Below are 25093 nucleotides of genomic sequence, written 5' to 3' on the forward strand. Positions count from 1 at the left end.
AATTTATGAGATATTGCATCAAAAATGGACATTTTTGACGTTTACGTGCACAAAATTAGTCGTTTCCGTGCACGAAAAACAAAAAATGCACCTACTTGATTAAAAAATCCAACTGGCTTTAGCGGAAAAACACTACTTTCGTAGCGTGAAAGACTCGTATGTTTAATCCTTAAAATAACAAACCATGAGACGAATCCTTTTTTATAATTTTTTTATATTGGCTCTACTGGTCACAATAGCCCTTCCGGCATCCTCCCGGCAGGTAGACAGCAAGCTGCCCTGGTCTGTGCGGATGACTGAATCGGAGATGATTCGCTATCCCGAATCCTGGCAACTCGACTTCCAGCCGAAGTTGAAGTGGGATTATTGCCACGGATTGGAACTGGGAGCCATGCTTGACGTTTACGATATGTATGGCGACAAGAAAATTCGCGATTATGCCATCGCGTACGCAGACACGATGGTACACGATGACGGAACGATTACCGCTTATAAATTAACCGATTACAGTCTCGACCGCATCAACTCCGGAAAGATTCTTTTCCGTATCTATGAGCAGACGAAGAATCCTAAATATAAGAAAGCGCTCGATTTGCTTTACAGCCAGTTTGCGGGACAGCCCCGCAACGCGGACGGCGGTTTCTGGCACAAGAAGATTTATCCCCATCAGATGTGGCTGGACGGCCTTTATATGGGGGCTCCTTTCTATGCGGAATATGCGTTCCGCAACAATCTTCCGCAGGACTATGCGGATGTTATCAATCAGTTTGTCACTTGTGCCCGTCATACATACGACCCCAAAAACGGTCTGTACCGTCACGCTGCCGACGTAAGCCGCACTGAACGCTGGGCTGACCCGGTGACCGGACAATCCAAGCACAGTTGGGGACGTGCTATGGGGTGGTATGCCATGGCTTTGGTGGATGCTTTGGAGTTTATCCCGAAGCATGAGGCCGGAAGAGATTCCCTGCTTGCCATTCTGGATAACATTGCTGTTCAAGTGAAGCAACTGCAAGATCCGAAGACCGGGGGATGGTATCAAGTGCTTGACAAGAGCGGTGAGAAAGGGAATTATCTTGAATCATCCTGTTCCGCCATGTTTGTTTATTCCTTATTCAAGGCAGTCCGTTTGGGGTATATTGATAAGTCTTACCTTGGCGTAGCATTAAAAGGATACAAGGGTTTTCTGGATAACTTTATTGAAGTAGATGGAAACGGATTGGTAACCGTCACCAAAGTCTGTGCCGTAGCCGGACTGGGAGGAAAGGTGTACCGTTCCGGTGATTATGAGTATTATATCAACGAAACTATCCGTAATAACGACCCCAAAGCTGTAGGACCTTTTATCATGGCGAGTTTGGAATACGAACGCTTACAAAAATAATTTCTACCGATGAAAAGGGTGTTTTTTAAAGGAATGATGTTGTTGCTCCTGTTTGGTGCAACATCGGTCTATTCACAACAACAGCAACGCAAAGACACGTTAGTCGTCACACGCGACGGGACAGGAGATTACCGCAATATTCAGGAAGCAGTGGAAGCTGTCCGCGCTTTTATGGACTACACGGTGACTATCTATATAAAGAACGGTACGTACAAAGAAAAACTGGTGATTCCCTCTTGGGTGAAGAACGTACAGTTGGTAGGCGAAGATGCAGAAAAGACGATTATCACGTACGATGACCATGCCAATATCAACAAAATGGGAACGTTCCGCACCTATACCGTCAAGGTGGAAGGCAATGACATCACTTTCAGAGACTTGACGATTGAGAATAATGCGGCTCCTTTGGGGCAGGCGGTGGCTCTTCACACCGAAGGCGACCGGCTGATGTTCGTCAATTGCCGCTTTCTCGGTAATCAGGATACTGTCTATACAGGTTCGGAAGGAGACTGTCTTTTATTCACCAACTGCTATATAGAAGGTACTACCGACTTTATTTTCGGTCCTTCTACGGCACTTTTTGAATATTGCGAACTGCATAGCAAACGTGATTCGTATATCACCGCCGCTTCGACTCCTCAAAATGAAGAGTTTGGCTATGTCTTCAAAAACTGTAAACTGACCGCTGCTCCGGGAGTGAAAAAGGTATATCTAGGTCGCCCTTGGCGTCCGTACGCCGCTACGGTGTTTATCAATTGTGAGTTTGGCGGCCATATCCGCCCCGAAGGATGGCATAACTGGAAGAATCCGGAGAATGAAAAGACAGCCCGTTATGCGGAATTTGGAAATACAGGCGAAGGTGCAGGTACATCGGGACGTGTGACATGGGGAAAACAACTCACCAAAAAGGAAGCATTGAGGTACACTCCGGAGAATATCTTTAAAGAAAGCAGTAACTGGTATCCCTATAAGTAGAAACATTAGCGCTTCTGACAGGCGCTACGATACGAAATGTCTGTTTCCGGTCTTGAAACTAGAGTTTCTTCAGCGTGAAACTGAAGTTTCCATTACTTGAAACTAGAGTTTCTTCAGCGTGAAACTGAAGTTTCTATTACTTGAAACTAGAGTTTCTTCAGCGTGAAACTGGAGTTTCTATTACTTGAAACTAGAGTTTCTTCAGCAGGAAACAAAATGTTTCACGTCATTGAACACTTTGTTCCGATAAGGATAAGCAAACTTGGATACGAGAGAAACGTAGCTTCCGGTAGCTTTTGGAAATTAAAGAAGGTTGGGAAGCGGTGATAGGTGATAGATTGGGTGATAGGTTGAAAAATAACCTATCACCGCTTGAAATGCCGATGAATAGGGCGTTTGATGGATGCCGGTGATAGGTGAAAGAGAAAAATGATTTTTTATTATAGAGTGTAGCATAGAGTATAGCATAAAGAAAATGAAAGAAAATAGAAGTAAATTAGTACTGTTGTTGGCAGTTACCTTTGTTCTCTGCTCTGCATTTCGCGCGGACAAGCCTGTCGTAACTATCTTTATGATAGGGGATTCGACTATGGCTAACAAGAAGTTGGACGGCGGAAATCCCGAACGTGGCTGGGGAATGGTACTTCCCGGATTTTTCTCCGAGGACATAAAGATAGACAATCATGCAGCCAACGGACGCAGTTCCAAGAGTTTTACCTCCGAAGGACGTTGGGCAAAAGTCATCTCCAAAGTGAAGAACGGTGATTATGTCTTTATCCAGTTCGGACATAATGATGAAAAAGCGGATTCTACCCGACACACCGAGCCGGGAACTACATTCGATGACAATCTCCGCCGTTATGTAAACGAAACCCGCGCGAAAGGCGGCATCCCCGTATTGTTCAATTCCATCGTCCGCCGTAACTTCGTCCAACCGCAGGATGCCTCTATCACTAAGGATATCCGCCGGACACCGGGGGAAAAAGAGCAACCCAAAGAAGGGACGGTCTTGTTCGATACGCATGGAGCTTATTTGGATTCCCCACGCAATGTAGCGAAAGAGCTCGGAGTCGTATTTATTGATATGAACAAAATCACTCACGACCTGGTGCAAGAACTCGGACCGGTAGAATCGAAAAAGCTTTTTATGTTTGTCGCCCCCAATCAGATTTCCGCTTTTCCGAAAGGCCGTGAAGATAATACCCACTTGAATGTCTATGGAGCGCGAACCATCGCAGGCCTGGCTGTCGATGCCATCGGTAGGGAAATTCCCGAGCTGGCAAAATATATCCGTCATTACGATTATGTGGTAGCCCAAGACGGTAGCGGTGATTTCTTTACCGTGCAGGAAGCTATCAATGCCGTCCCCGACTTCCGTAAAAATACCCGTACCACGATTCTCGTTCGCAAAGGCACTTACAAAGAAAAGGTAATTATCCCTGAAAGTAAGATTAATATCTCCTTGATAGGAGAGGAGGGCGCAGTATTGACTAATGACGATTTCGCCAATAAGAAAAACGTATTCGGTGAAAACATGGGAACTTCCGGTTCGTCCGGTTGTTATATCTATGCTCCGGACTTCTATGCGGAGAATATCACATTCGAGAACTCATCCGGTCCCGTAGGGCAAGCTGTCGCCTGCTTTGTCTCTGCCGACCGTGCATTTTTCAAGAATTGCCGCTTCTTAGGCTTCCAGGATACCCTCTACACTTACGGCAAACAAAGCCGCCAATATTACGAAGACTGCTACATCGAAGGAACGGTAGATTTTATTTTCGGCTGGTCTACGGCTGTGTTCAATCGCTGCCATATTCACAGCAAACGGGATGGTTATGTTACCGCTCCCTCTACCGACAAAGGAAAAAAATATGGCTATGTATTCTATGATTGCAAACTGACTGCGGAACCGGAAGCCACAAAAGTGTATTTGTCCCGTCCCTGGCGTCCGTATGCGCAAGCTGTATTCATCCGTTGCGAACTGGGCAGACATATTCTTCCCATTGGATGGAACAACTGGGGCAAGAAGGAAAACGAGAAAACTGTCTTTTATGCCGAATATGAGAGCCGTGGCGAGGGAGCCAATCCAAAAGCGCGTGCTGCTTTCTCCCGTCAGTTGAAGAACCTGAAGGGATATGAGATAAAAACAGTCCTGGCAGGAGGTGATGATTGGAATCCGGTAGAAGAGGGAAATAAGTTGTTGGATGTAAGACGTTGACTGATTAGCTCAAACTATTATCTGATACATTATAATTAGTTGCAAGTTTTTTATTATCTTTGTTTCTATAAAAACATTCTTTGCAAAGAAAGGAGATATGACGGATGAGAAGAAACGAGATTGTAGATATGATACGCAACACCCTTCGGCAGGTAGTCCCCAACTCCCAAACCATACTTTATGGTTCGGAAGCCCGCGGGGATGCACGTCCGGATAGTGACATTGATTTGCTTATTTTGGTGGATGAACCACAACTCACTCCCGAACGTGAGCAGGAAATAATTCGTCCGCTTTATGAATTGGAAGTAAAATTCGGGGTTATTATCAGTCCTATGATTATGCTGCGTAAGTTATGGGAAAATCGTCCCTTTCAGACACCTTTTTCTCTAAATGTAATGAATGAGGGGATTATATTATGAAACAGGAATTATCTCCCGAACATCGAATAGCCTTGGTGCAATATCGTTTTGAACGAGCCTATCTGACACTAAAAGAAGCCGACTATATGCGTAAGGGAGACTTCTTTAATGCAGCTATTAATCGTCTTTATTATGCCTGCTTTTATGCAGCTACCGGCTTGTTGATATCCAAAGGTATTGATGCCGGTACTCACAACGGAGTGAAAACAATGCTGTCTTATCATTTTGTACGTACTAATCTACTGAGTCTGGAGCATGGTAGTACATACAGTAATTTGTTTGACAAACGTCATAGTGGAGACTATGAAGATTTCGCTTACTGTGATGCGGCGTTGGTAGATTATCTTTTACCTCGTGCGGAAGCTTTTATTAAAGCCGTAGAGATTCTGGCACAAGAATAAGTATATAATACAAAATTTCTTGTATCTATTTCTAAAGCACTATTAATTAAGGGCATAATCGATGATGAAAAAAATCTTATATCTAGCTATTTCGAGTTTACTTGTCTGGACAGCGGTACAGGCGCAGACAAACAGCTTCTTCACCCACTATTCTACTGAAGATGGATTATCCCAAAATACGGTGATGAACATCTTGCAGGACCATAAAGATAATCTTTGGTTTGCCACTTGGGACGGTATCAACCGTTTTAACGGTTATACCTTTAAAACATACAAGGCACGTCAGGGAAATTATATCAGCCTGACAAACAACAGGGTGGACCGCCTGTATGAAGATTGTTATGGTTTTATTTGGCTATTAACCTATGATAACCGTGTCCATCGTTTCGACCCGAAGACCGAGACTTTCGAACAGGTTCCGGCTGCCGGCGAAGAGGGGAGTACCTATTATGTGGGAGCTATCAAAGTATTGTCGAATGGTACCGTTTGGTTATTGACCGAGAGTGACGGTGCTATCCGTGTCAGCACCAATCCGGAGAAAGGGCATCAACTGGATATTGATATATACTCCCGGAAGTCGGGATTGTTTCCCGCCACTCACGTATATGAGGTCTATAAGGATAAGGCCGGCAATGACTGGCTGCTGACCGATAACGGACTGGGCATGATACCGCCCGGTGAGAAAACACCGGTTTCTTATTTTGTCGATACCAAAGGAAAGACCGGCGGGATGAACCAGGCTTTTTATGCGGTTCAGGAGCGTGACGAGGATATTTGTTTTACCTCGGACAAAGGAAGAGTCTGGCGTTATCAGAAAAGTAACGGTGAGTTTCATTTGCTCGAGATTCCTACCAAAGCCAATATTACCGCTATCTATGCCGAACAGGAAAAGGCAGTCATGGCGACAGACACAGACGGCTTCTTCACCTATGACATGAAAACCGGAGAGAGTGTGCACTACTCTCATGTGACTTGCAAAGACTTGCCCGATAAACCGATTCTTTCTATGTATGTGGACCATGCTTCGGAGATTTGGTTCGAACAGGAAGAACTAGGTGTGGTGGTTCATTTCAACCTTGCCACCGGAGTGGTGAAGCGGGAACAGATGAAAGTGGAATATAGCAATGCCGACCGTTCCCGTCCTGCTTTTCACATTCACGAAGATGTGAACGGATATTTGTGGGTGCATCCGTATGGCGGCGGTTTCTCTTATTTCGACCGCGAACGGAACTGCCTCGTTCCTTTTTATGATGATTTGGGCAGCCATAACTGGCGTTTCTCTAATAAGATTCATATTGCTTTCTCGGACAAACAGGGTAATCTGTGGCTTTGTACCCATTCAAAGGGATTGGAAAAGGTCACTTTCCGCAATGTCCCTTTCTCCATGCTGACCCCGGTTCCTCACGAATATGAATCGATAAGCAATGAGACACGGGCTATCTGTGAAGATAAACTGGGTAATCTGTGGGTAGGGCTGAAAGATGGAATCGTGCGTATTTATGATTCCAACCGTCAGTATAAAGGTTATTTGACGGAGAGCGGAACGATAGCTCTTTCCGGTGCTCCGATGCAGGGGACTGCTTACTTTATTATGCAGGATTCAAACGGCGTAATGTGGATTGCTACGAAAGGTAACGGACTGGTTTCCGCACGTCAGACTTCACCGACCGGCATGTCGTATCGGCTGACACGCTACCAGCACAATAAGGATGATATGTATAGCCTGAGCGACAACAATGTATATTGTGTGTACGAAGACCGCCACGGACGCATCTGGGCGGCTACCTTTGGCGGCGGTATCAATTACATTACTCAAAATCAGGAAGGGGAGACGCTCTTCATCAATCACCGCAATAATCTGAAAGGGTATCCCATTGACTTGTGCTATCGAACCCGCTTTATCACTTCCGATAACAACGGGCGTATATGGGTGGGCACGACAACAGGGGCTATTGCGTTCGACGGGGATTTCAAGAAGCCGGAAGATATACGGTTTCATCATTTCTCGCGTGTACCTAATGATACGAACAGCTTGAGCAACAACGATGTGCACTGGATTATCCCTACTAAAAAGAAAGAACTTTATCTGGCTACTTTCGGCGGCGGACTGAATAAACTGTTGTCTATCGACAAAGACGGTCACGGAGAGTTTAAGTCTTACTCGGTGCTCGACGGGCTTTCTTCGGATGTGTTGCTCTCCATTCGCGAAGACCATAAGCAGAACCTTTGGATTAGCACAGAGAACGGCATCTGTAAATTCATCCCTTCCGAAGAGCGTTTTGAAAATTATGACGAACGGAGTATCAGTTTCCGGGTTCGTTTCAGTGAGGCGGCTTCTGTATTGACTTCCGAAGGGAATGTGATGTTCGGCACCAGTAACGGGGTATTTATGTTCAATCCGGACTCGATACGGAAAAGCAGTTATGTGCCGCCGATTGTTTTCGGCAAGTTGATGGTGAATAATGAGGACGTCACTCCGGGAAAAGCATCTATACTGAAAGTAGATTTGGATGATACGGAAAAACTGGTGCTTTCGCATGACGAGAATATTTTCTCTGTCCAGTATGCGGCACTTGATTACACGAATCCGCAGAATATACAGTATGCCTATATTCTCGATGGATTTGAGAAGCAGTGGACGTTGGCGGATAAACAGCGGAGTGTGACTTATACCAATCTACCGAAGGGAAATTATGTATTCCGCGTCCGGTCTACCAATAGCGACGGGGCGTGGGTGGAGAACGAGCGCATGCTGGATATTGTTGTTCTTCCCTCTTTCTGGGAGACTCCGGTGGCATATGTGCTTTATGTATTATTTATACTGATTATCATTCTTGTGGCTGTTTATATCCTGTTCACTATTTACCGGCTGAAGCATGAAGTGTCCGTCGAACAGCAGATTTCGGACATAAAGCTGCGTTTCTTTACCAATATTTCCCATGAGCTCCGTACACCGCTTACGTTGATAGCGGGACCTGTGGAACAAGTGTTGAAGAATGATAAGTTGCCGGAGGATGCCCGTGAGCAATTGGTGGTGGTAGAACGGAATACCAACCGTATGCTTCGTCTTGTCAACCAGATTCTGGACTTCCGTAAGATTCAGAACAAGAAGATGAAGATGCAGGTGCAGCGTGTGGATGTCGTACCGTTTGTACGCAAGGTGATGGATAACTTCGAAGCCGTTGCCGAGGAGCACCGGATTGATTTCCTGTTTGAGACGGAGAAGCAGCACCTTTACCTTTGGGTGGATGTGGATAAGTTGGAAAAGATTGTGTTTAACCTGCTTTCCAATGCTTTCAAATACACGCCAAACGGGAAAATGATTACAGTTTTTATTCAAGAAGATGAGAATACTGTTTCTATCGGTGTGCAGGACCAAGGTATCGGTATTGCCGAGAATAAGAAGAAATCGCTGTTTGTCCGTTTTGAGAATCTGGTGGATAAGAATCTTTTCAATCAGGCTAGCACAGGAATCGGACTTTCACTGGTGAAGGAGCTTGTGGAGATGCACAAGGCAACTATTTCCGTCGATAGCCATTTGGGAGAAGGAAGTTGTTTCAAGGTTGATTTCCTGAAAGGGAAAGGGCATTATGATGAGGAAGTCGAATTTATCCTTGAGGATGCGGAAACTCCCGTAAGGATGGTGCAGGTGGTGGATATTGCCAATGCATCGCTCCAGTCTGAAACTTTGGTGGCGGCAGACGGTAGGGGAGTTGAGGAATCACCTTCGGAGAAAGAAACGTCAGTGGAAGATAATTCCAAAGAACTGATGTTGCTGGTTGAGGATAATCAGGAATTGCGTGAGTTCCTGCGTAGTATATTTACTCCGATGTACAGGGTGGTGGAAGCTGCCGATGGTATGGAAGGCTGGAACAAGGCATTGAAGTATTTGCCGGATATTGTTATCAGTGATGTGATGATGCCCGAAAAAGACGGTATCGAGATGACCCGGGAACTGCGTGCGGATATGACGACTAGCCATATACCTATTATCCTGCTTACCGCCAAGACTACTATCGAAAGTAAATTGGAAGGGCTGGAGTATGGTGCGGATGATTATATCACGAAGCCTTTCAGCGCTACGTATCTGCAAGCCCGTGTGGAAAATCTGCTGATGCAGCGCAAGAAGCTGCAGAGTTTCTACCGCGATAGCCTGATGCATATCAACATGTCTGCTGTCCCCGAAAATTCGCCTGTACCGGCAGAGGTTGTGTCAGGGGAAGCAAACGGGGTTGAATCGGGGCAGGGAGCGCAACCTCAGCCTCAACCTGCTGTTCCCGATATGTCCCCCAACGACCGTAAGTTTATGGATAAACTGGTGGAGCTGATGGAGCGAAATATGGATAATGGTGACTTGGTAGTAGATGATTTGGTACGCGAGCTGGCTGTCAGCCGTTCGGTATTCTTTAAGAAACTGAAAACGCTTACCGGACTGGCGCCTATCGAGTTTATCAAGGAAATCCGTATTAAGCGTGCTACTCAACTGATTGAAACCGGAGAATTTAATATGACGCAGATTTCGTATATGGTCGGTATTAATGACCCGCGTTATTTCAGCAAATGCTTCAAGGCGCAGGTGGGGATGACACCGACGGAGTATAAAGAGAAGGTAGGCAGGTAGGAGGTAATAATTATCTATTCTATTTTTTAGGGAACAGGTGATTGACCAGGCTGTTCATATATACTTCAAGATTCGTATATTCCGGGCTTAAAGTATATTTGACTCCGTCTGAAGGGTCATTAGGATTCAGATTGTGCATCTTTTCCCATTCGTCAGGAATTCCGTCACCGTCAGTATCTTGTTGTGACGAACGGGTTTCTACATATTCATTCCATCCTTCTGCGTCGGCAGGAGTGTCTATCAGACCATACATTCCTCCATTGGAACCTTTGTACGTGTAGTTGCCTTCTTTCACATCTTTTACAATTCGTGCGTCTATCTTGTCCGGAATGTTAGAGGCACCGGCGTATTTTAAAACAGCCTGATAAGCTTCGTTAGCAGGTTGGACAAAAGAATAATCTACTAAAATATTGAAACGGGAAGAAACCAGCAACTTTTCAGCCGGAACTTTATATGCGTTGTCTTTTACATAGAAAGCTGTAGGAGAAGTATTGTTATTGTTGGCATTTTCAATTTCTTTTAATTGGCTGGCTGATAAATCATTCCGGGAAGAATCGTATATATTTCCGTTCAGGTAAAATCTTCCATAGGTTCCTGCTTTCTGATTATTTGTTCCATCATCTACATATGCTGTGAAAATGCGGCAATGTACTTTTTCTGCTACGTTTACAGGACCAGGTTTGTAGTAGTTGTTGACAATATTGTATGAGCCGCCTTGTGCTCCATAGGCTCCTTCGTTTGTCCAATTGTAGATGACATTATTGCATACATCTACTTTTTCCATATCTTCACGGTTGGAATAGCGGCTTCCACAAAGTCGTGGAGTGCGGTTGCTGTGATGGGCTATCAGATTGTGATGGAAAGTAGCCGGGCTACCTCCCCATATTCCACCATACCCGTGTGCTCCTTTCTCATGAATGGAGTTGGTAAGACTTTCGCTGACGATACACCATTGGAGAGTGAAATTGGTATTTCCATAAAATGATGCACATTCATCGGTACTCCAACTCATGGAACAATGATCTATGATAATGTTTTGCTTGCCAGGATAGCTTGCCTGGAATCCATTCATTGCGTCATCTCCTTTTTGTTGGATGTCTGCCCCCATTCGTGAACGAATGAAACGGATAATGACATTGTTTGCAGAAACATTAAGTGTATAGTTCTTTAGGCAGATCCCTGTACCGGGTGCGGTTTGTCCGGCAATAGTGATGTTGTCGTTTTTAATAGATAATTTCTTTTTTAGCGGTATGACTCCTCCCACAGCAAATACAATTGTTCTTGTTCCGCTTTTTTCTATCGCCCAGCGTAGTGTTCCTTCCGAGCCATCATCTGTGAGTTTGGTAACTGTATATACAGTACCACCTGCACCACCGGTTGTGTATTTGCCTGCTCCTTCGGCTCCTGGGAAAGCCGGGGTGTATTGCCGGTCGGGAAGTTGGGTTTCAGATTGGTTGTTGTCCGGTTCCTGTTCGGACGGAAGAGGAGACGTTATGGGATCGGTGTTTGAACAAGCTATAATAAGAAAACTTAGAATAATTGTTGATAATATTCTGTTCATGGTATGATTATAATGAGAGTACTGTAAAATGAAAAGAGAATGTGGTGAATTTGTAAACACATCCTCTTTTCATATTTTTCAGACGGAAGAACCTCTTCCTGTCTATGTTAATAGGGTAGTATTAATGTTATTCAACCACATTACCACCTTCTGTGCATTGGTCCATAATATCCTTGACCAAACTATTCATGTACATTTCGAGGTTGGAATACTTGCCGTGTATATCTATAGTGCGCATATTACCGTCTAAAGCATAATTAGGGTCCAGACCATGAACGAGTTCCCATTCATCAGGAATGCCATCGCCATCGGTGTCGGTAATGTTACGTTTGGTATCGACAGGCAATACTGGGTAAGGATCATCTCCCCAAAATTGGCGTGGATCATTGATGTAACCCGGTTTGTTGTCTGTAGGATTTTGGTTACTGTCTGTAGTTGATGTATATGTAGCCTCGCCCTTGTTGACATCATCTACAATCAGTTTGTCAACAGCATCACGATAGTTGCAGGCTCCTACATACGATAATACTTTAGTATAAGCTACTTCTGCACTATGGGTAGTCACACCGTTAGCTTTGGTAACAGGAGTTTCTTTTCTGATTTTATCCTTGTTGTTGTCCCATGAAAAGTCGTTACTTTTGTCTGATTGTTGTTGGGCGTAGACGCCATTCGTCCAATTGTCAGTTGTAACTTCCTCGTTACCGTTCATAAAATTACCGTCAATAAAAAATGTTCCCCATATTCCTTTGAAAGGTTCAAAGTCTGCTCCATTGTCATAGTCTTTTGCATAGATACCTACTTTGGCAATGCGGTATTTTACTTTGTCGGATGCCTTTGCCGTTGCGGGTCCCGGTTTGTAGTAGTTATTTACGATGTTTACATTTTGTGCTTCGCCACCGTAGCATCCTTCACCTGCCCAATTATAGAATACGTTGTTGCGGATATCTACTTTCTCATCTAATTTCAATGTGGTAGGACGTGGACCAAGGCGTGGAACACGGCTTTCGCAATGGGCAATCATATTATGATGGTAAGTAGCAAAATGTCCACCCCAGTTTCCACCGAATCCATGTGTTTTCACTTTGTCGCCTTCTTGTTTGCTGGGAACTACCCGCAGAGCTTGTGAGGCTAAACACCATTGTACAGTAGAATTCACCATACCATATACCGATAAACATTCATCTGTGCACCAACTGATAGAACAGTGGTCGATAATGACATTTTCTTTGTCACTGCCTCCTAAACCATCACAATCAATGTCGACATTTCCCGGGCGAAAACGGATAAAGCGTATAATAACATTATTTGAGTTTATTATAAATGGATAACCTGCGATACAAATACCCCCCGGAGATGTTTGTCCGGCAATCGTCAAATAATCGTTTGTTGTTTTTAGTTCGCTATTTAGATGGATAGTGCCAGCTACATCGAAGACAATTGTTCTTTTGTCTTTCTGCGAAACAGCCCAACGGAATGTGCCTTCCGTTCCGTCATCTGTCAATTTGGTTACGTGATAAACCGAACCGTCACGTCCGCCTACTGTATTTTTTCCATGTCCTTCTGCACCAGGGAAAGCTAATAATTCACCGTAATCCAACTGGACAATAGTACCTTGTTCTACTTCATTAGGAAGTAGTGGTAATGTATCATTTGTCATTTTAGGATCTATGTCAGCACAAGATACCATTAAAAAAGTACCTATTGCCAGATTTCCGCAAATTGAAAATATATTATTTTTCATGTTTTCTTAGATTAATTTGTTTATTATTTATTCCAACGGGGATCACCGTATGCTTTGTATTTAGTGTCTTTCACTGTAAAGTCACCGTTTGCAGGATCGACAAACAGTTCTGTCGATGAAATGTCAAGAGCTGTTCCCCAAGTATTTTTAGAACCGAACATACAATCATTGGTCGTGAAAGAATCACTGAATTTAACTGTCGGTCCCTCATATCCTTTAGTAGCCTCAGTCATACCTACAAGAGTATTTGTAATGGTGATAGAACCGGCTTTTACTTTGTTGGTATCAATTACAGTTTTTCCTTTGGCTAAGTTATAGAATGTACAACGCTCAATAGTGATCTCTGGCGTTTGTAGTAATGTAAACATAGAGCCTGAAGATATTTGATTGACTGTTGTGTTAACCATGCTGATTTTTTCCAGTTCAACTCCGCTTACTTTGGTATTCAAAATACCATAACTACCGATATTGGTGATAACGCAATTGTTAAAGGTGATTGTTCCGAATTTAGCAGCCGCCGCATTAGTTTGTGTACGGATGATACCACGGAAATCGGAAAGCTTTAAGCGGTTGGCGGTAAAATCGTTCAATTGGAATGAATTCTTAACATTTAGTAAATATCCGGCTGCTGTTTCATCCACGCAATCTATATTATAAAACTCTATCTTGTTCAACGATGCGCCTGTTGCCACTGTTAAATCACCTTTATCGGCTTTTGCATATTTTACAGGTGTACCAGTACTGAAAATGGTTAATGATGTAACAGTTTCGGGAATAATAACTTCTTTAGTCAATGTTATGTTGGAGACGAGATTAAGAGCAATATCACCACTTCCGTTTTCTATTGTACTTTCGAAAGCTTCAAATGTATCAATGTTTACAGCATTTGCCGGAGCTTCATATTCTGTTTCAAATGTTACATAACCGATAATCGCCCCATTCTTAATAACCGAGAACGTATAAGTAGTACTACCTTTCAAATTTGAAGCAGTGAATGTAGTAGCCGAACCTGCCGGGAAAGCTTCTGCTCCATCTGCCGTTGGATTTTCACCCGGAATAAGCGTATATGCATCTGCGGCTTCTGCCCATGAGAATGAAGTACTATTATGAGTGAGTTCATCTACTGTGACCTCAATCATTTCACCTTGTGCTGTTGTTACTTTAATAGTACCACGAATAATGTCGTTGTTTAATAATTCGATGGTATATTCTGTAAGAGATGACAAACCTTCAAAAAGGAATGAACAAGCCTCTTTGTCAGCTTCTTCCAAAATAAAGGTTTCTTCGTATGGAGCAGAGGCACTGTTTGAGCTGATGTGTAATGCTGTTACGTTACACCCTTCCATCCAAGAGACACGAATAGATTCCTTGGTGATATCTCCTGCATCCTCAGTCGGTATTTCCAATAATTGCTCTTTTGTGGTTTTAACGGATTTTTCTGCGTAAACCCAATAGGATTCCTTATTTGAACCTATTGCTTTGATACGGGCATAGTAGTTCGTTTCCGGAAGTAACTCCTTAACCGTTAACGGACTTGATATTTTTTCTCCATCATTGCCGAAAACTTGACTTCCGGCAGCTTCCCCCAATGCAATGTCACTTGACAATGGCTCGGTACTGATTTCTAATACATATCCTTGTGCGTCTTTTACGCCCTTCCATGTTATTTCGATTTGGGCAATCTCGTCATCGGCTGTCAGGCTGAAATCGCCTTGTGTCGGGCCGAACAGTCGGTTGGCTTCTATAACCTCCCAATCATTGCCGTCAGTACATGATGTGGAGAGGAATATAGTCAGGAGTAAACAGGTTCCTGCGCTAATGATATATTTTAAGTTTTTCATATGTTCTTTCCTTTTTTTAGTTATATCCATAGGAGTTTTTCAAAGTGCCGTTTGATGTAGATATGGTTCTTGAATAAAGCGGCAACAGATAACGATTCTTTACCGGTGTATTCAACCCGCTACTGATAGAGGGCAGATTAGTATCTTTTTGTTTGGTGTCTATTTTACCAAAACTGTCTTTGTTGGCTTCGTAAGCTTTTGTATCTGCCGGTGTTTCATACCAGGTAATCGAAGACTGGTCGATTTCTTTATAAGCCTTATCACTGTTTTTCTTATAATTGAAGTAAATCTTTTGCGGCCACTTGGTTCCTGTTCCATCATCATTTCCGATGTGGGCTTCATAAGTTGATTTAAATTCATCAATCTTGTCACTTAACAGGTTCCAACGAATCAAGTCGAATTTGCGGACTCCTTCACCTGCCAGTTCCCAGGCATTCTCCTGTACGATAGCTTCAAAGAAACCTTTATCAGCAATCAGTTGATTTAGTTTTGTTGCTGCTGCGTTCCGGTCGGTAAAGGCTCTTTGATGTACTTGCAGTAGAGCGTCATAAGCAGATAACGTACAATTCTTTCCGTCTAAATCTGTTCCGTATGCAGTCTGGGTTTTATGTAACTCGTTGACTACTTCTGCATACATTAATAGTACGTATGCATAACGCATCTTTACTACATTGATTCCAGAGCAGATTTTAGCTTTTTCATCACCGGCCAGCACCGCTTCCAACCAAGTTGGGTTACCTGCCATCTTACGATAATCCCATTTTCCACAGTAGATACCGAAAGGGGCATTTCCTAACATTGCTTCTGTGTATGAACTTTTGTTCTCTAACTGATAAGTGGCACAGGTTAAGTCACGGCGTGTGTCGTCTCTGTCAAAAGAATAAAAATAGGGAGCTGTCAGTTTCAGAGTACCGGTAGAATTTCCTTTCTTACCATAATCGGGAGTAGGACCATTTACGCGGAAACCTACAGTATATCCTAATTCCCCGCTTTTATTAATACCCATTGGAATCTCAAATAAATTTTCCGGTGTACTGGTTTGTAAATTTCCCACATTCATGTCCAGCCAATATTGCTCAGGAGTACTTGTCAATGCATGTTTTCCGCTATTGATAATAGTAGATAAATGCTTCTCTGCCAATTCGTACATCTTCTTTCTGGTTTCATCGTCACAACGTTGCGTAGGATAGTTGTCATCCGAATTTTTTGTAGCAGTAATATAACCCTCTTTAGCAGACTCACGGATAAACCAGCCGGCACGTGTTAATGCTATATTGGCTAACAGACCATGTGCATAACCGCGTGTGACATGTTCGGTTGTCTGTTCGCCGGCCCAAGGCAGGTCAGGAATAGATTCTTCCAGATCCGCAATCAAGTTTTCCATAATAACATCCCGATCTGTTTTTCCTAAATAAGCATTACTCAGGTCGGATTTGGAGATTTCTACTTTATAAGGTACGTCTCCAAACAAGCGGATCAAGTCTAGGTAAATCATTGCGCGTAATGTCTTGGCTTCTGCTCTGAAACGTAGCATGGTAGCTCTTGATTCATTTCCCTCTTCAATAAGGGAACTATTGTCCACTCCGTTTATTACTAAGTTGGCATCTTCTATTACTCCGTACATATTATTCCATACGGTTTCCAAATCTGCAAATCCGGGAGAAGCATTGTAATTGAACACACCACGTTGATGAGTTGTGTTTTGAGCATCGCTCCCCAGTCCGTCTATTAACTCGCAGTCGGTGTTTAGTCCGGCTTGGATAGGCATGAACTGAGAGTAGGTTTTGTCTTGCGTCAGTCCGCCATATACTTTATTCAACGTAAGTTCTGTGTAATATTCATTGTTGAATACCACTTTGTCGTTCATCTCGGAGGGAGATGACTGGTCAAGGAAATCGGAACATGCAGTCAAAGACAACAGTCCGGTAGCCAAAAATACAGATTTATATATATGTTTCATAAATTCATTAATTTGATTTAGTTAGAAAGTTACGTTAATGCCACCAACAAATGTACGGCTCTTAGGATATGCTGCATAATCGATACCAGGGTTCATTGCATTTTTCTTGCTCATGGTGTCTACTTCCGGATCAGAACCGCTGTAGTTTGTCCAACAATACAAGTTGTATCCTGTCAGATATATTCTTACATTTTGCAGGAAAGCTTTCTTCACCCATGTTTTGGGTAATGTATAACCTATTGTTATATTGTTGATTCGTAGGAAAGAAGCATCTTCTACTGCATAATCGTATATTTGTGCCTGTGTCATTGAAGCCGGGTTGTAGATTTGTGCGTTCCGGTTCAGCTCATTCAGACGTAATCCGGCAGTCATCATGTCACCATATGCTTCTTTCACGGCGGTGCTTTCTGCTGAAAGATTTAATCCGGTTGCAGGATCAATCCAAGAATAGCGATTGCCTAAAGCAAAATCATTATTCAGATTATACCCTTTCTTGCTTCCTGTCTGGAAAGACGACAAAAGCTTGGTACCGTTGAGAATCACATTTCCTACCGAATAGTTAAAGAAGAAATTGAAATCAAAGTTGCCGATATGACCGTCAAAACCGAATCCACCCATAACAGGAGCAATTGTGTTGCCCAAACGTTCTTTTACAGGTTGTCCGTCTTCGTCACATTTCAGCTTTAATCCACCGGGTTTATAAGAACCGCCTGTTACTGAAGCACTGTTGTCTTTCAGACCGTCGCGTAATACCCAGTTTCCGCCTTTCCATACTAAATCTCCGTTTGGGTTAGTTTTCGGGTCATACACTGTATAGAAACCATTGGCGCGATATCCCCAAATTTCACCTAAGCGTCCACCTTCTTCTACCCGGAAAACTTCATATTTGGAAATATTGCTGCCTGCCCATTTGTAATCTTGCCACGGATTGTCAGTATTCAATTCATCGATACGGCTACGGTTGTAAGCGATGTTAAAGTTAAAGTTCAATCCAAATTTCTTTTGATCCACCAATACGGCATTGGCTGTAAATTCAATACCTTTATTCGATGTTTTGCCGAAGTTTTGGTATTGATAGGAATAGCCGGTACTTGATGGTACTTCAGCTTGCATCAGCAGATCTTTTGTTGTATTCCAATATACGTCTAAAGAGCCCGAGATACGATTGTTCCAGAACCCATAGTCGATACCAAAGTTACGAGTGACAGTTGTTTCCCACTTTAGATTAGGATTATAAAGTGTGGTTGTATGTTGCAACATGTTAGCCATTGATTCACCGAAGAAAGGAGCACGTGCAGAGTTGTCCGACATAGAGAAAGTAGTAGCCAATAATCCTGAGTTGATACGGTTATTACCGGCAGTACCGAAACTTAAACGGACTTTTAGTGCGGAAAGCCAATCCTTAGCGTTTTCCATGAATGCTTCGTCAGACAGACGCCAAGCCAAAGCTGCAGAAGGGAACATTCCCCATTGGTTACCTTTGGCGAACTTGCTGGAACCATCGGCACGCATGGTAACCGTCAGCAAGTATTTGTCCATCATGGTGTAATTGACACGTCCGAAGAAAGAGAGCATGTTTTCTTTTGCACCGATGGTTGATTGTGTAGGCAATGAAGTACCTGCACCCATATTTGCTTTCATATCGTCAAATCCCATTGATGTGGGGAAAGAAACAGAGACATTTTCTATAGAATTTTTCCAGCTGCTGCTTACTTCATGTCCAATCAGAACATTCATGCGGTCACGACCACCGAAGAGTTTCTTGTTTTCGTAAGTTAATGTATTGGCATTTCTCCAGTTTTTGGAAGTCTCTCTCAATAAGAAGGCTTGCGGACGTCCGTTATATCCATACTTGGAGTTGGATACGGCATCTGTACCCCAATATTGTTCTGTATCATCATATCTCCATCCGTAACCGAATTCTGAACGGAATGTGAGGTTTTTGAAGGGTTTCCAATTTAGACCGATATTATAATTTTGGTTGAATGTCTTGCGGTTCTTTTCTGTTGCCAATAAGCGCTCTAGCGGTGTTGCGCTTGTTGCCGAGTTATTCTCTTCATCCTCCAGATCGCCGTTGCTTAAAGCGTCGACCGGTCGGAAAGTTATTGCATTTGCTACAATTGAGTTAGCGGCATTGCTTTCATTTGTATCTGCTCCACCGCTTAATCCTTCAATAGAAGAGTAACTGAAACGTGCATTGAAATCAAGCGTCATCCATTGGTTCAACTCAGCATTGATTTTAGCATTTACATTATCTTTGTTGAAGCCGGAACCAAGCATGATACTTTTTTCTTCATTGTGAGCATAACTTACACTATATTTAATCTGTTTGCTACCTCCGCTTACGTTTACATTATATTGTTGTTGGTTACCTGTACGTCCGAATATCTCGTCTTGTAAATCTTCTCCCGGGAAAGACTTCCAAAGATCCATATCTGCATAATTACCATAATTAGCAGTAGAACCAATTTCACGTTGATAAGCCACATAATCGTAAGGGCTTAAAACTTTAGTCATTTTAGCTACTTTTTTGAAACCAAAGGAAGCGTTAAAATCTACTTGTGTCTTACCTTCCTTACCACTTTTGGTAGTGACAATAATAACACCGTTGGCACCGCGGGCACCGTAGATTGCAGTAGAAGATGCATCCTTCAGAACATCGATACTTTGAATCTCAGACGGAGCTATATCGCTAATGCTTGATACGGGAAATCCGTCCACGATATAAAGTGGGGAATTGTCTTGTGATAAAGAACCGCCACCACGTACGCGAATCTTGACGTCTGCATCAGGAGAACCTTCTGTCGTTGTGATATTGACACCGGCAAGTTTTCCGGTCAGGGCTTCAGTTGCACTCGACACTGGTACCACTGCTAAATCTTTAGAATTTACTGATGCTACAGAACCTGTCAGGTCTCTTTTGTTAACTGTGCCATAGCCGATAACAACTACTTCATCCAATGCTTGTGAGTCATCTTGCATGGTTACATTAACAGATTTTCTTCCTTGAATAGCAATTTCTTGTGTTTTCATACCAATATATGAAATCACAAGCGTCTTTTTTCCGTCGACCTTGATAGAAAAGTTACCATCTAAGTCTGTAATCGTACCATTGGCCGTATTACCTTTTTCTACAACAGAGGCTCCGATAATAGGTTCTCCGTTGGTGTCTTTCACGTTACCTGTTACGGTAATCGTTTGCGCAGATACGCTGAGCGATATTGCCGAAAATAGTATTAGCAATAAGGAGCGCATGTTTTTCACTTTGTTAGACATACTTTGCATGTTTATAAATTAATGGTTGTTGTTTATTGTCTTTAATCTCTCTTAAGAGAGTTTATTCATCGCTACAAAAGTATGATAATATGAATGTAACCATGTGCAATATTTGTTTTTCACCTAGTATTTTTTGTTTTTAGTTGGCTGCAAGGTGTAGGAATTGGCTTTGGAAGGTAATATTTGTGTTATGAAGCGCGGTGAATATACGAATCCGGGATTTCGGATTGGATCGGATTTTGTTGTTTGCCCGCAATATGGGATGGATTATTAATGAGGTTCTCGATATTATCGTATCTTGGCATTCACTTCTTATTATAATAGGTATCTGTTCTATGATTCGGTGTCATTTCATCGGTGGAATCGTACTTTTTTTATAGGTGTCTATTTTTTGATAGGTGGACTTTTATAGTTGCCGTAGAATTCACAGGCAATGGTTTGGCCTTTCGCCTTGATTATAGCAGGTATTCTGTTTTTCTTCAAACCTGATCATATCGGGCGTTATTATCTCCGGACTTTATTGGGACTTAAATAAACGACATTTGCTTAAACTAAAAATCCCCTTTATATTCTTGTTAAGAATACAAAGGGAATAATTTTATTGACGAGAGTTGCATGGGGTATGGTGAGATGAAATTATAATTGGGGAATAAATTGCACAAGACTTTCACAAGTATCCTCCCGTCAATGCCTAAAATCGAAACAAAGCTAACTAAATGGATTTTTAAATCATTATATTTATTAAATTATCTTATGCCCTTTATGATTATTTTAATATATTGAAGATATTTTGGGGTATCTTTTTTAACTTCGTTGATTTTTCTTATGTTTGTGAATTAAATAATGAATGAACAGAATGGATATACCGACTCATTTTCTATATAATGATTTCCCTACTTTCTTACGTAAGTATTTTCCTTACAAAGTACAAAAGATTTCATTGAATGCAGGGTTTACCTGTCCCAACCGGGACGGAACGAAAGGGTGGGGTGGCTGTACTTATTGCAACAACCAGACTTTCAACCCAGATTATTGCCGGACGGAGAAATCCATCTCTACCCAACTGGAAGAAGGCAAATGCTTTTTTGCACGTAAATATCCGGATATGAAATATCTGGCTTATTTTCAGGCTTATACCAATACGTATGCGGAATTGGAAGGACTGAAACGTAAGTATGAAGAGGCGCTAGAGGTGAAAGATGTCGTAGGTTTGGTGATAGGAACGCGTCCGGATTGTATGCCGGAAGGCTTATTGCACTATTTGGAAGAGTTGAACAGGCATACTTTTCTCATGGTGGAATATGGAATAGAAAGTGCTTGTGACAAGACTCTGCGACGAATAAATAGAGGGCATACTTATGCGGATACAGCAGAAGCGGTCGGGCGGACTGCCGCCTGTGGTATTTTGACGGGCGGACATGTCATCCTCGGACTTCCGGGAGAAACACATGACACGATGGTGGGACAGGCGGAAATACTTTCGGAACTGCCGTTGAATACTCTGAAAATTCATCAGCTGCAACTGATTTGCGGCACGCGCATGGCTCATGAATATGTTGATAATCCTGTTGATTTTCATTTGTTTGCAGAAGTGGATGAATATATTGATTTAGTGATTGACTATGTAGAGCATCTTCGTCCCGATATAGTAGTGGAGCGCTTTGTCTCCCAATCTCCTAAAGATTTATTAATAGCTCCTGACTGGGGGCTGAAAAATTATGAATTTGTAGCGCGTTTACAAAAAAGAATGAAAGAAAGAGATGCTTATCAAGGCAAGAAGTACAAGGATTCGGAAAAAAGGATTATTTTTGCAGACGATAAATTTACTACCTGATGAATATCTGTTTGGGGAATATCGGGTGGTGAGCAGGGACTTTTTAATGTAACTTAAAGAATGGAACATAAAACAAGAATTAAAGGAAATGTCCACTATGTGGGAGTGAATGACCGTAACAAGCACAGATTTGAAGGGATGTGGCCATTGCCCTATGGAGTTTCATATAACTCTTATCTGATTGACGATGAAATGGTGGCATTGGTGGATACGGTAGATATTTGTTATTTTGAAATCTACTTACGTAAGATCAAGCAAGTGATTGGAGAACGTCCCATTAATTATTTGATTATAAATCATATGGAACCGGATCATTCGGGAGCTATCCGACTGATTAAACAACATTATCCGGAAATTATTATCGTGGGTAATAAGCAGACATTCGGTATGATTGAAGGTTTCTACGGTGTAACCGGTGAACAGTATCTGGTAAAGGAAGGTGATTTCTTAACTTTGGGGCATCATAAGCTGCGTTTTTATATGACTCCGATGGTACATTGGCCGGAAACGATGATGACTTTTGATGAAACGGACGGTATTCTTTTCTCCGGTGACGGATTCGGATGTTTCGGTACGCTGGATGGCGGTTTCCTGGATACCCGTATGAACGTAGATAAGTATTGGGGAGAAATGGTTCGCTACTATTCAAATATCGTTGGTAAATATGGAAGTCCTGTGCAAAAAGCGTTGCAGAAACTCGGCGGACTTCCTATTTCTGCTATTTGTTCTACCCATGGTCCGGTATGGACGGAGAATATAGCCAAAGTGATAGGTATTTATGACCGTTTGAGCCGTTATGATGCGGACGAGGGCGTAGTTATCGCATACGGAAGCATGTATGGAAATACGGAACAAATGGCTGAGACTATTGCGGCAGAACTTTCGGCACAAGGGGTCAAGAACATCGTTATGCACAATGTGACGAAGAGCCATCCTTCTTATATCATAGCGGATATTTTCCGTTATAAGGGATTAATCATCGGTTCTCCTACTTACAGCAACCAGATTTTCCCGGAAGTGGAAGCGTTGCTTTCAAAGATTCTGTTGCGTGAGGTGAAAGGTCGCTATTTAGGCTATTTTGGTTCTTTCACATGGGCAGGTGCTGCTGTGAAGCGTATGGCTGAATTTGCAGAAAAGAGCAAATTTGAATTGATAGGCGACCCGGTAGAGATGAAGCAGGCGATGAAGGACATTACCTATACCCAATGCGAAAATCTGGCACGTGCCATGGCGGAACGCTTGAAGAAAGACCGTTAAAACTGTGAATGAGATAATATATTTATTACTAACCTATAAAACAATCGACTTATGAGATTAATTATTCAACCGGACTACCAGTCCGTATCTCAGTGGGCTGCACATTATGTTGCTGCAAAAATAAAGGCTGCCAATCCGACTCCTGAGAAACCATTTGTATTGGGTTGCCCTACAGGTTCTTCTCCTCTGGGTATGTACAAAGCGTTGATTGACTTGAATAAGAAAGGTATCGTTTCCTTCCAGAATGTGGTAACATTCAACATGGACGAATATGTAGGATTGCCGAAAGAACATCCGGAAAGCTACTATTCTTTTATGTGGAATAACTTTTTCAGCCATATCGACATCAAACCGGAGAATACAAATATCCTGAATGGCAATGCTCCTGACTTGGATGCTGAATGTGCACGTTATGAAGAAAAGATCAAGTCTTACGGTGGTATCGACTTGTTTATGGGTGGTATCGGCCCTGACGGACATATCGCATTCAACGAACCGGGATCTTCATTGACTTCACGCACTCGTCAGAAAACATTGACAATGGATACTATCATTGCCAACTCACGTTTCTTTGACAATGACATCAACAAAGTTCCCAAGACTTCATTGACAGTGGGGGTGGGTACTGTGCTTGCTGCAAAGGAAGTGATGATTATTGTAAACGGTCATAACAAAGCTCGTGCTTTGTATCATGCAGTAGAAGGTGCTATCACACAGATGTGGACAATCAGTGCATTGCAAATGCATGAAAAGGGTATTATCGTTTGTGACGATGCCGCTACTGTTGAATTGAAAGTGGGCACTTACCGCTACTTTAAGGATATCGAGTCTGCTCATTTAGATCCGGAATCTTTGATTAAGTAAGCATAAAATTGATTCTATAAAAAGAGAATGGGCTGCATCAGTGTTGAATTGATTGCAGCCCATTTTGTATGTTAGAGATAGCTGTCAGCGGAATTAATTCTCTTCCAGCCAGCCTTTTCCTTGTCGGACGATTTCCGGTTCGTTCTCTGTGCATTTTACTACTGTCGAGGGTTCTATTCCCCCGATTCCCCCGTCAATGACCAAGTCTACTATATCGCCGAACTTTTCATCTATAAGTTCGGGGTCAGTCATGTATTCCAAGTCCTCGTGCTCTTCGTGGGGCAGTGTGGTGGTCATAATGGGAGCGTCCAGCAGGCGTGCGATTTCACGGATGATGTTGTTGTCCGGCATACGGATACCTACCTCTTTCCGGTTGCGGAAGATTTTCGGTAACCGGTTGGTTCCGTTCAAAATAAAGGTAAATGGTCCCGGAAGGTTATGCTTCATCAGTTTGAATACGTTATTGTCTACTTTTGCGTATTCGCTGATACTGCTTAAGTCATAACAGATGATAGACAGATTGTTTTTTCGAGGGTCTATCTCTTTAATCCGGCAGATCCGTTCTATGGCACGTTCCTTCAGACCATGACAGCCGATGGCGTACATCGTATCGGTAGGATAGATGATAAGTCCGCCATCATTCAGGATATCGATGATTCGTTGTAAATCCTGCGGGTTATTGTTTTTATCATATAGTTTCAGTAACATATTAAAAGCTTCATCCCTTCCTTCTCGCAAAGGAGA

15 protein-coding genes and 1 pseudogene are annotated in these 25093 nt (G+C 42.7%); 10 read left to right on the forward strand and 6 right to left on the reverse strand.

What is annotated here, in order from left to right; all coding sequences use genetic code 11:
- Positions 1-184: 184 nt before the first annotated feature.
- From NSB03_RS02860 to NSB03_RS02885, 6 genes are all read left to right on the forward strand, one after another.
- Complete coding sequence (locus NSB03_RS02860) at positions 185-1384, forward strand: glycoside hydrolase family 88/105 protein (RefSeq protein ID WP_024986410.1); 1200 nt, start codon at positions 185-187, stop codon at positions 1382-1384.
- 9 nt (positions 1385-1393) lie between these two features.
- Entirely contained in the window at positions 1394-2359 is a 966-nt protein-coding gene (locus tag NSB03_RS02865) for a pectinesterase family protein (protein ID WP_024986411.1), read from the forward strand.
- 475 nt (positions 2360-2834) lie between these two features.
- A complete protein-coding gene (locus NSB03_RS02870) occupies positions 2835-4574 on the forward strand; it encodes a pectinesterase family protein (RefSeq protein WP_257466197.1) in 1740 nt (579 codons plus the stop codon).
- A 104-nt stretch (positions 4575-4678) separates the two neighbouring features.
- Complete coding sequence (locus tag NSB03_RS02875) at positions 4679-4993, forward strand: nucleotidyltransferase domain-containing protein (RefSeq protein ID WP_024986413.1); 315 nt, start codon at positions 4679-4681, stop codon at positions 4991-4993.
- Positions 4990-5394, forward strand: a complete 405-nt coding sequence (locus tag NSB03_RS02880) for a HEPN domain-containing protein (RefSeq protein WP_121765190.1) — start codon at positions 4990-4992, stop codon at positions 5392-5394. Before NSB03_RS02875 ends, NSB03_RS02880 begins: the two co-directional genes overlap by 4 nt.
- A 61-nt stretch (positions 5395-5455) precedes the next feature.
- The gene (locus NSB03_RS02885; protein ID WP_024986415.1) at positions 5456-10015 is read left to right on the forward strand and encodes a hybrid sensor histidine kinase/response regulator transcription factor; all 4560 of its coding nucleotides are present in this window, start codon (positions 5456-5458) and stop codon (positions 10013-10015) included.
- Positions 10016-10034: 19 nt separating this feature from the next.
- Here NSB03_RS02885 and NSB03_RS02890 read toward each other — a convergent pair whose 3' ends face one another.
- The 5 genes from NSB03_RS02890 to NSB03_RS02910 all read right to left on the reverse strand — a co-directional run bounded on the left by NSB03_RS02890 (position 10035) and on the right by NSB03_RS02910 (position 20403).
- The gene (locus NSB03_RS02890) at positions 10035-11576 is read right to left on the reverse strand and encodes a hypothetical protein (RefSeq protein WP_024986416.1); all 1542 of its coding nucleotides are present in this window, start codon (positions 11574-11576) and stop codon (positions 10035-10037) included.
- A gap of 127 nt (positions 11577-11703) precedes the next feature.
- Positions 11704-13317, reverse strand: coding sequence for a hypothetical protein (locus tag NSB03_RS02895; RefSeq protein ID WP_024986417.1), 1614 nt, complete (start codon positions 13315-13317; stop codon positions 11704-11706).
- A gap of 23 nt (positions 13318-13340) precedes the next feature.
- A complete protein-coding gene (locus NSB03_RS02900) occupies positions 13341-15158 on the reverse strand; it encodes a DUF5123 domain-containing protein (protein WP_159102119.1) in 1818 nt (605 codons plus the stop codon).
- A 16-nt stretch (positions 15159-15174) separates the two neighbouring features.
- Positions 15175-17118: a RagB/SusD family nutrient uptake outer membrane protein gene (locus NSB03_RS02905; protein WP_257466198.1), complete on the reverse strand. Its 1944-nt coding sequence runs from the start codon at positions 17116-17118 to the stop codon at positions 15175-15177.
- Between the two features lie 21 nt (positions 17119-17139).
- The gene (locus tag NSB03_RS02910) at positions 17140-20403 is read right to left on the reverse strand and encodes a SusC/RagA family TonB-linked outer membrane protein (RefSeq protein ID WP_279086156.1); all 3264 of its coding nucleotides are present in this window, start codon (positions 20401-20403) and stop codon (positions 17140-17142) included.
- Positions 20404-20615: 212 nt separating this feature from the next.
- Between NSB03_RS02910 and NSB03_RS02915 the strand changes: the two are divergent.
- The 4 genes and pseudogenes from NSB03_RS02915 to nagB form a co-directional block, all read left to right on the forward strand.
- Positions 20616-20878, forward strand: a pseudogene (locus NSB03_RS02915) (LiaF transmembrane domain-containing protein); the annotation flags it as partial.
- A 372-nt stretch (positions 20879-21250) separates the two neighbouring features.
- A complete protein-coding gene (gene mnmL / locus NSB03_RS02920; RefSeq protein WP_024986419.1) occupies positions 21251-22228 on the forward strand; it encodes a tRNA modification radical SAM protein MnmL/YtqA in 978 nt (325 codons plus the stop codon).
- Positions 22229-22288: 60 nt separating this feature from the next.
- On the forward strand, positions 22289-23485 hold the full coding sequence (locus NSB03_RS02925; RefSeq protein WP_257466199.1) for an FprA family A-type flavoprotein: 1197 nt from the start codon (positions 22289-22291) through the stop codon (positions 23483-23485).
- Between the two features lie 51 nt (positions 23486-23536).
- Positions 23537-24349 (forward strand): glucosamine-6-phosphate deaminase, encoded by an 813-nt coding sequence (gene nagB / locus NSB03_RS02930; RefSeq protein ID WP_024986420.1) that lies wholly within the window; start codon positions 23537-23539, stop codon positions 24347-24349.
- Between the two features lie 93 nt (positions 24350-24442).
- Here the strand turns inward: nagB and NSB03_RS02935 are convergent, their stop codons facing one another.
- Complete coding sequence (locus NSB03_RS02935) at positions 24443-25057, reverse strand: L-threonylcarbamoyladenylate synthase (protein ID WP_024986421.1); 615 nt, start codon at positions 25055-25057, stop codon at positions 24443-24445.
- Positions 25058-25093: the final 36 nt, after the last annotated feature.

The sequence above is a fragment of the Bacteroides acidifaciens genome (genome assembly GCF_024623065.1).
GTDB lineage: Bacteria > Bacteroidota > Bacteroidia > Bacteroidales > Bacteroidaceae > Bacteroides > Bacteroides acidifaciens.

Bases quoted from the DNA above. Each gene is read 5' to 3' on its own strand.
- NSB03_RS02910 (WP_279086156.1), bottom strand. From the start codon at position 20,403: ATGCAAAGTATGTCTAACAAAGTGAAAAACATGCGCTCCTTATTGCTA.
- NSB03_RS02885 (WP_024986415.1), top strand. From the start codon at position 5,456: ATGATGAAAAAAATCTTATATCTAGCTATTTCGAGTTTACTTGTCTGG.
- NSB03_RS02895 (WP_024986417.1), bottom strand. From the start codon at position 13,317: ATGAAAAATAATATATTTTCAATTTGCGGAAATCTGGCAATAGGTACT.
- NSB03_RS02865 (WP_024986411.1), top strand. From the start codon at position 1,394: ATGAAAAGGGTGTTTTTTAAAGGAATGATGTTGTTGCTCCTGTTTGGT.
- NSB03_RS02880 (WP_121765190.1), top strand. From the start codon at position 4,990: ATGAAACAGGAATTATCTCCCGAACATCGAATAGCCTTGGTGCAATAT.
- mnmL (WP_024986419.1), top strand. From the start codon at position 21,251: ATGGATATACCGACTCATTTTCTATATAATGATTTCCCTACTTTCTTA.
- NSB03_RS02935 (WP_024986421.1), bottom strand. From the start codon at position 25,057: ATGTTACTGAAACTATATGATAAAAACAATAACCCGCAGGATTTACAA.
- NSB03_RS02860 (WP_024986410.1), top strand. From the start codon at position 185: ATGAGACGAATCCTTTTTTATAATTTTTTTATATTGGCTCTACTGGTC.
- NSB03_RS02870 (WP_257466197.1), top strand. From the start codon at position 2,835: ATGAAAGAAAATAGAAGTAAATTAGTACTGTTGTTGGCAGTTACCTTT.
- NSB03_RS02890 (WP_024986416.1), bottom strand. From the start codon at position 11,576: ATGAACAGAATATTATCAACAATTATTCTAAGTTTTCTTATTATAGCT.
- NSB03_RS02900 (WP_159102119.1), bottom strand. From the start codon at position 15,158: ATGAAAAACTTAAAATATATCATTAGCGCAGGAACCTGTTTACTCCTG.
- nagB (WP_024986420.1), top strand. From the start codon at position 23,537: ATGAGATTAATTATTCAACCGGACTACCAGTCCGTATCTCAGTGGGCT.
- NSB03_RS02905 (WP_257466198.1), bottom strand. From the start codon at position 17,118: ATGAAACATATATATAAATCTGTATTTTTGGCTACCGGACTGTTGTCT.
- NSB03_RS02875 (WP_024986413.1), top strand. From the start codon at position 4,679: ATGAGAAGAAACGAGATTGTAGATATGATACGCAACACCCTTCGGCAG.
- NSB03_RS02925 (WP_257466199.1), top strand. From the start codon at position 22,289: ATGGAACATAAAACAAGAATTAAAGGAAATGTCCACTATGTGGGAGTG.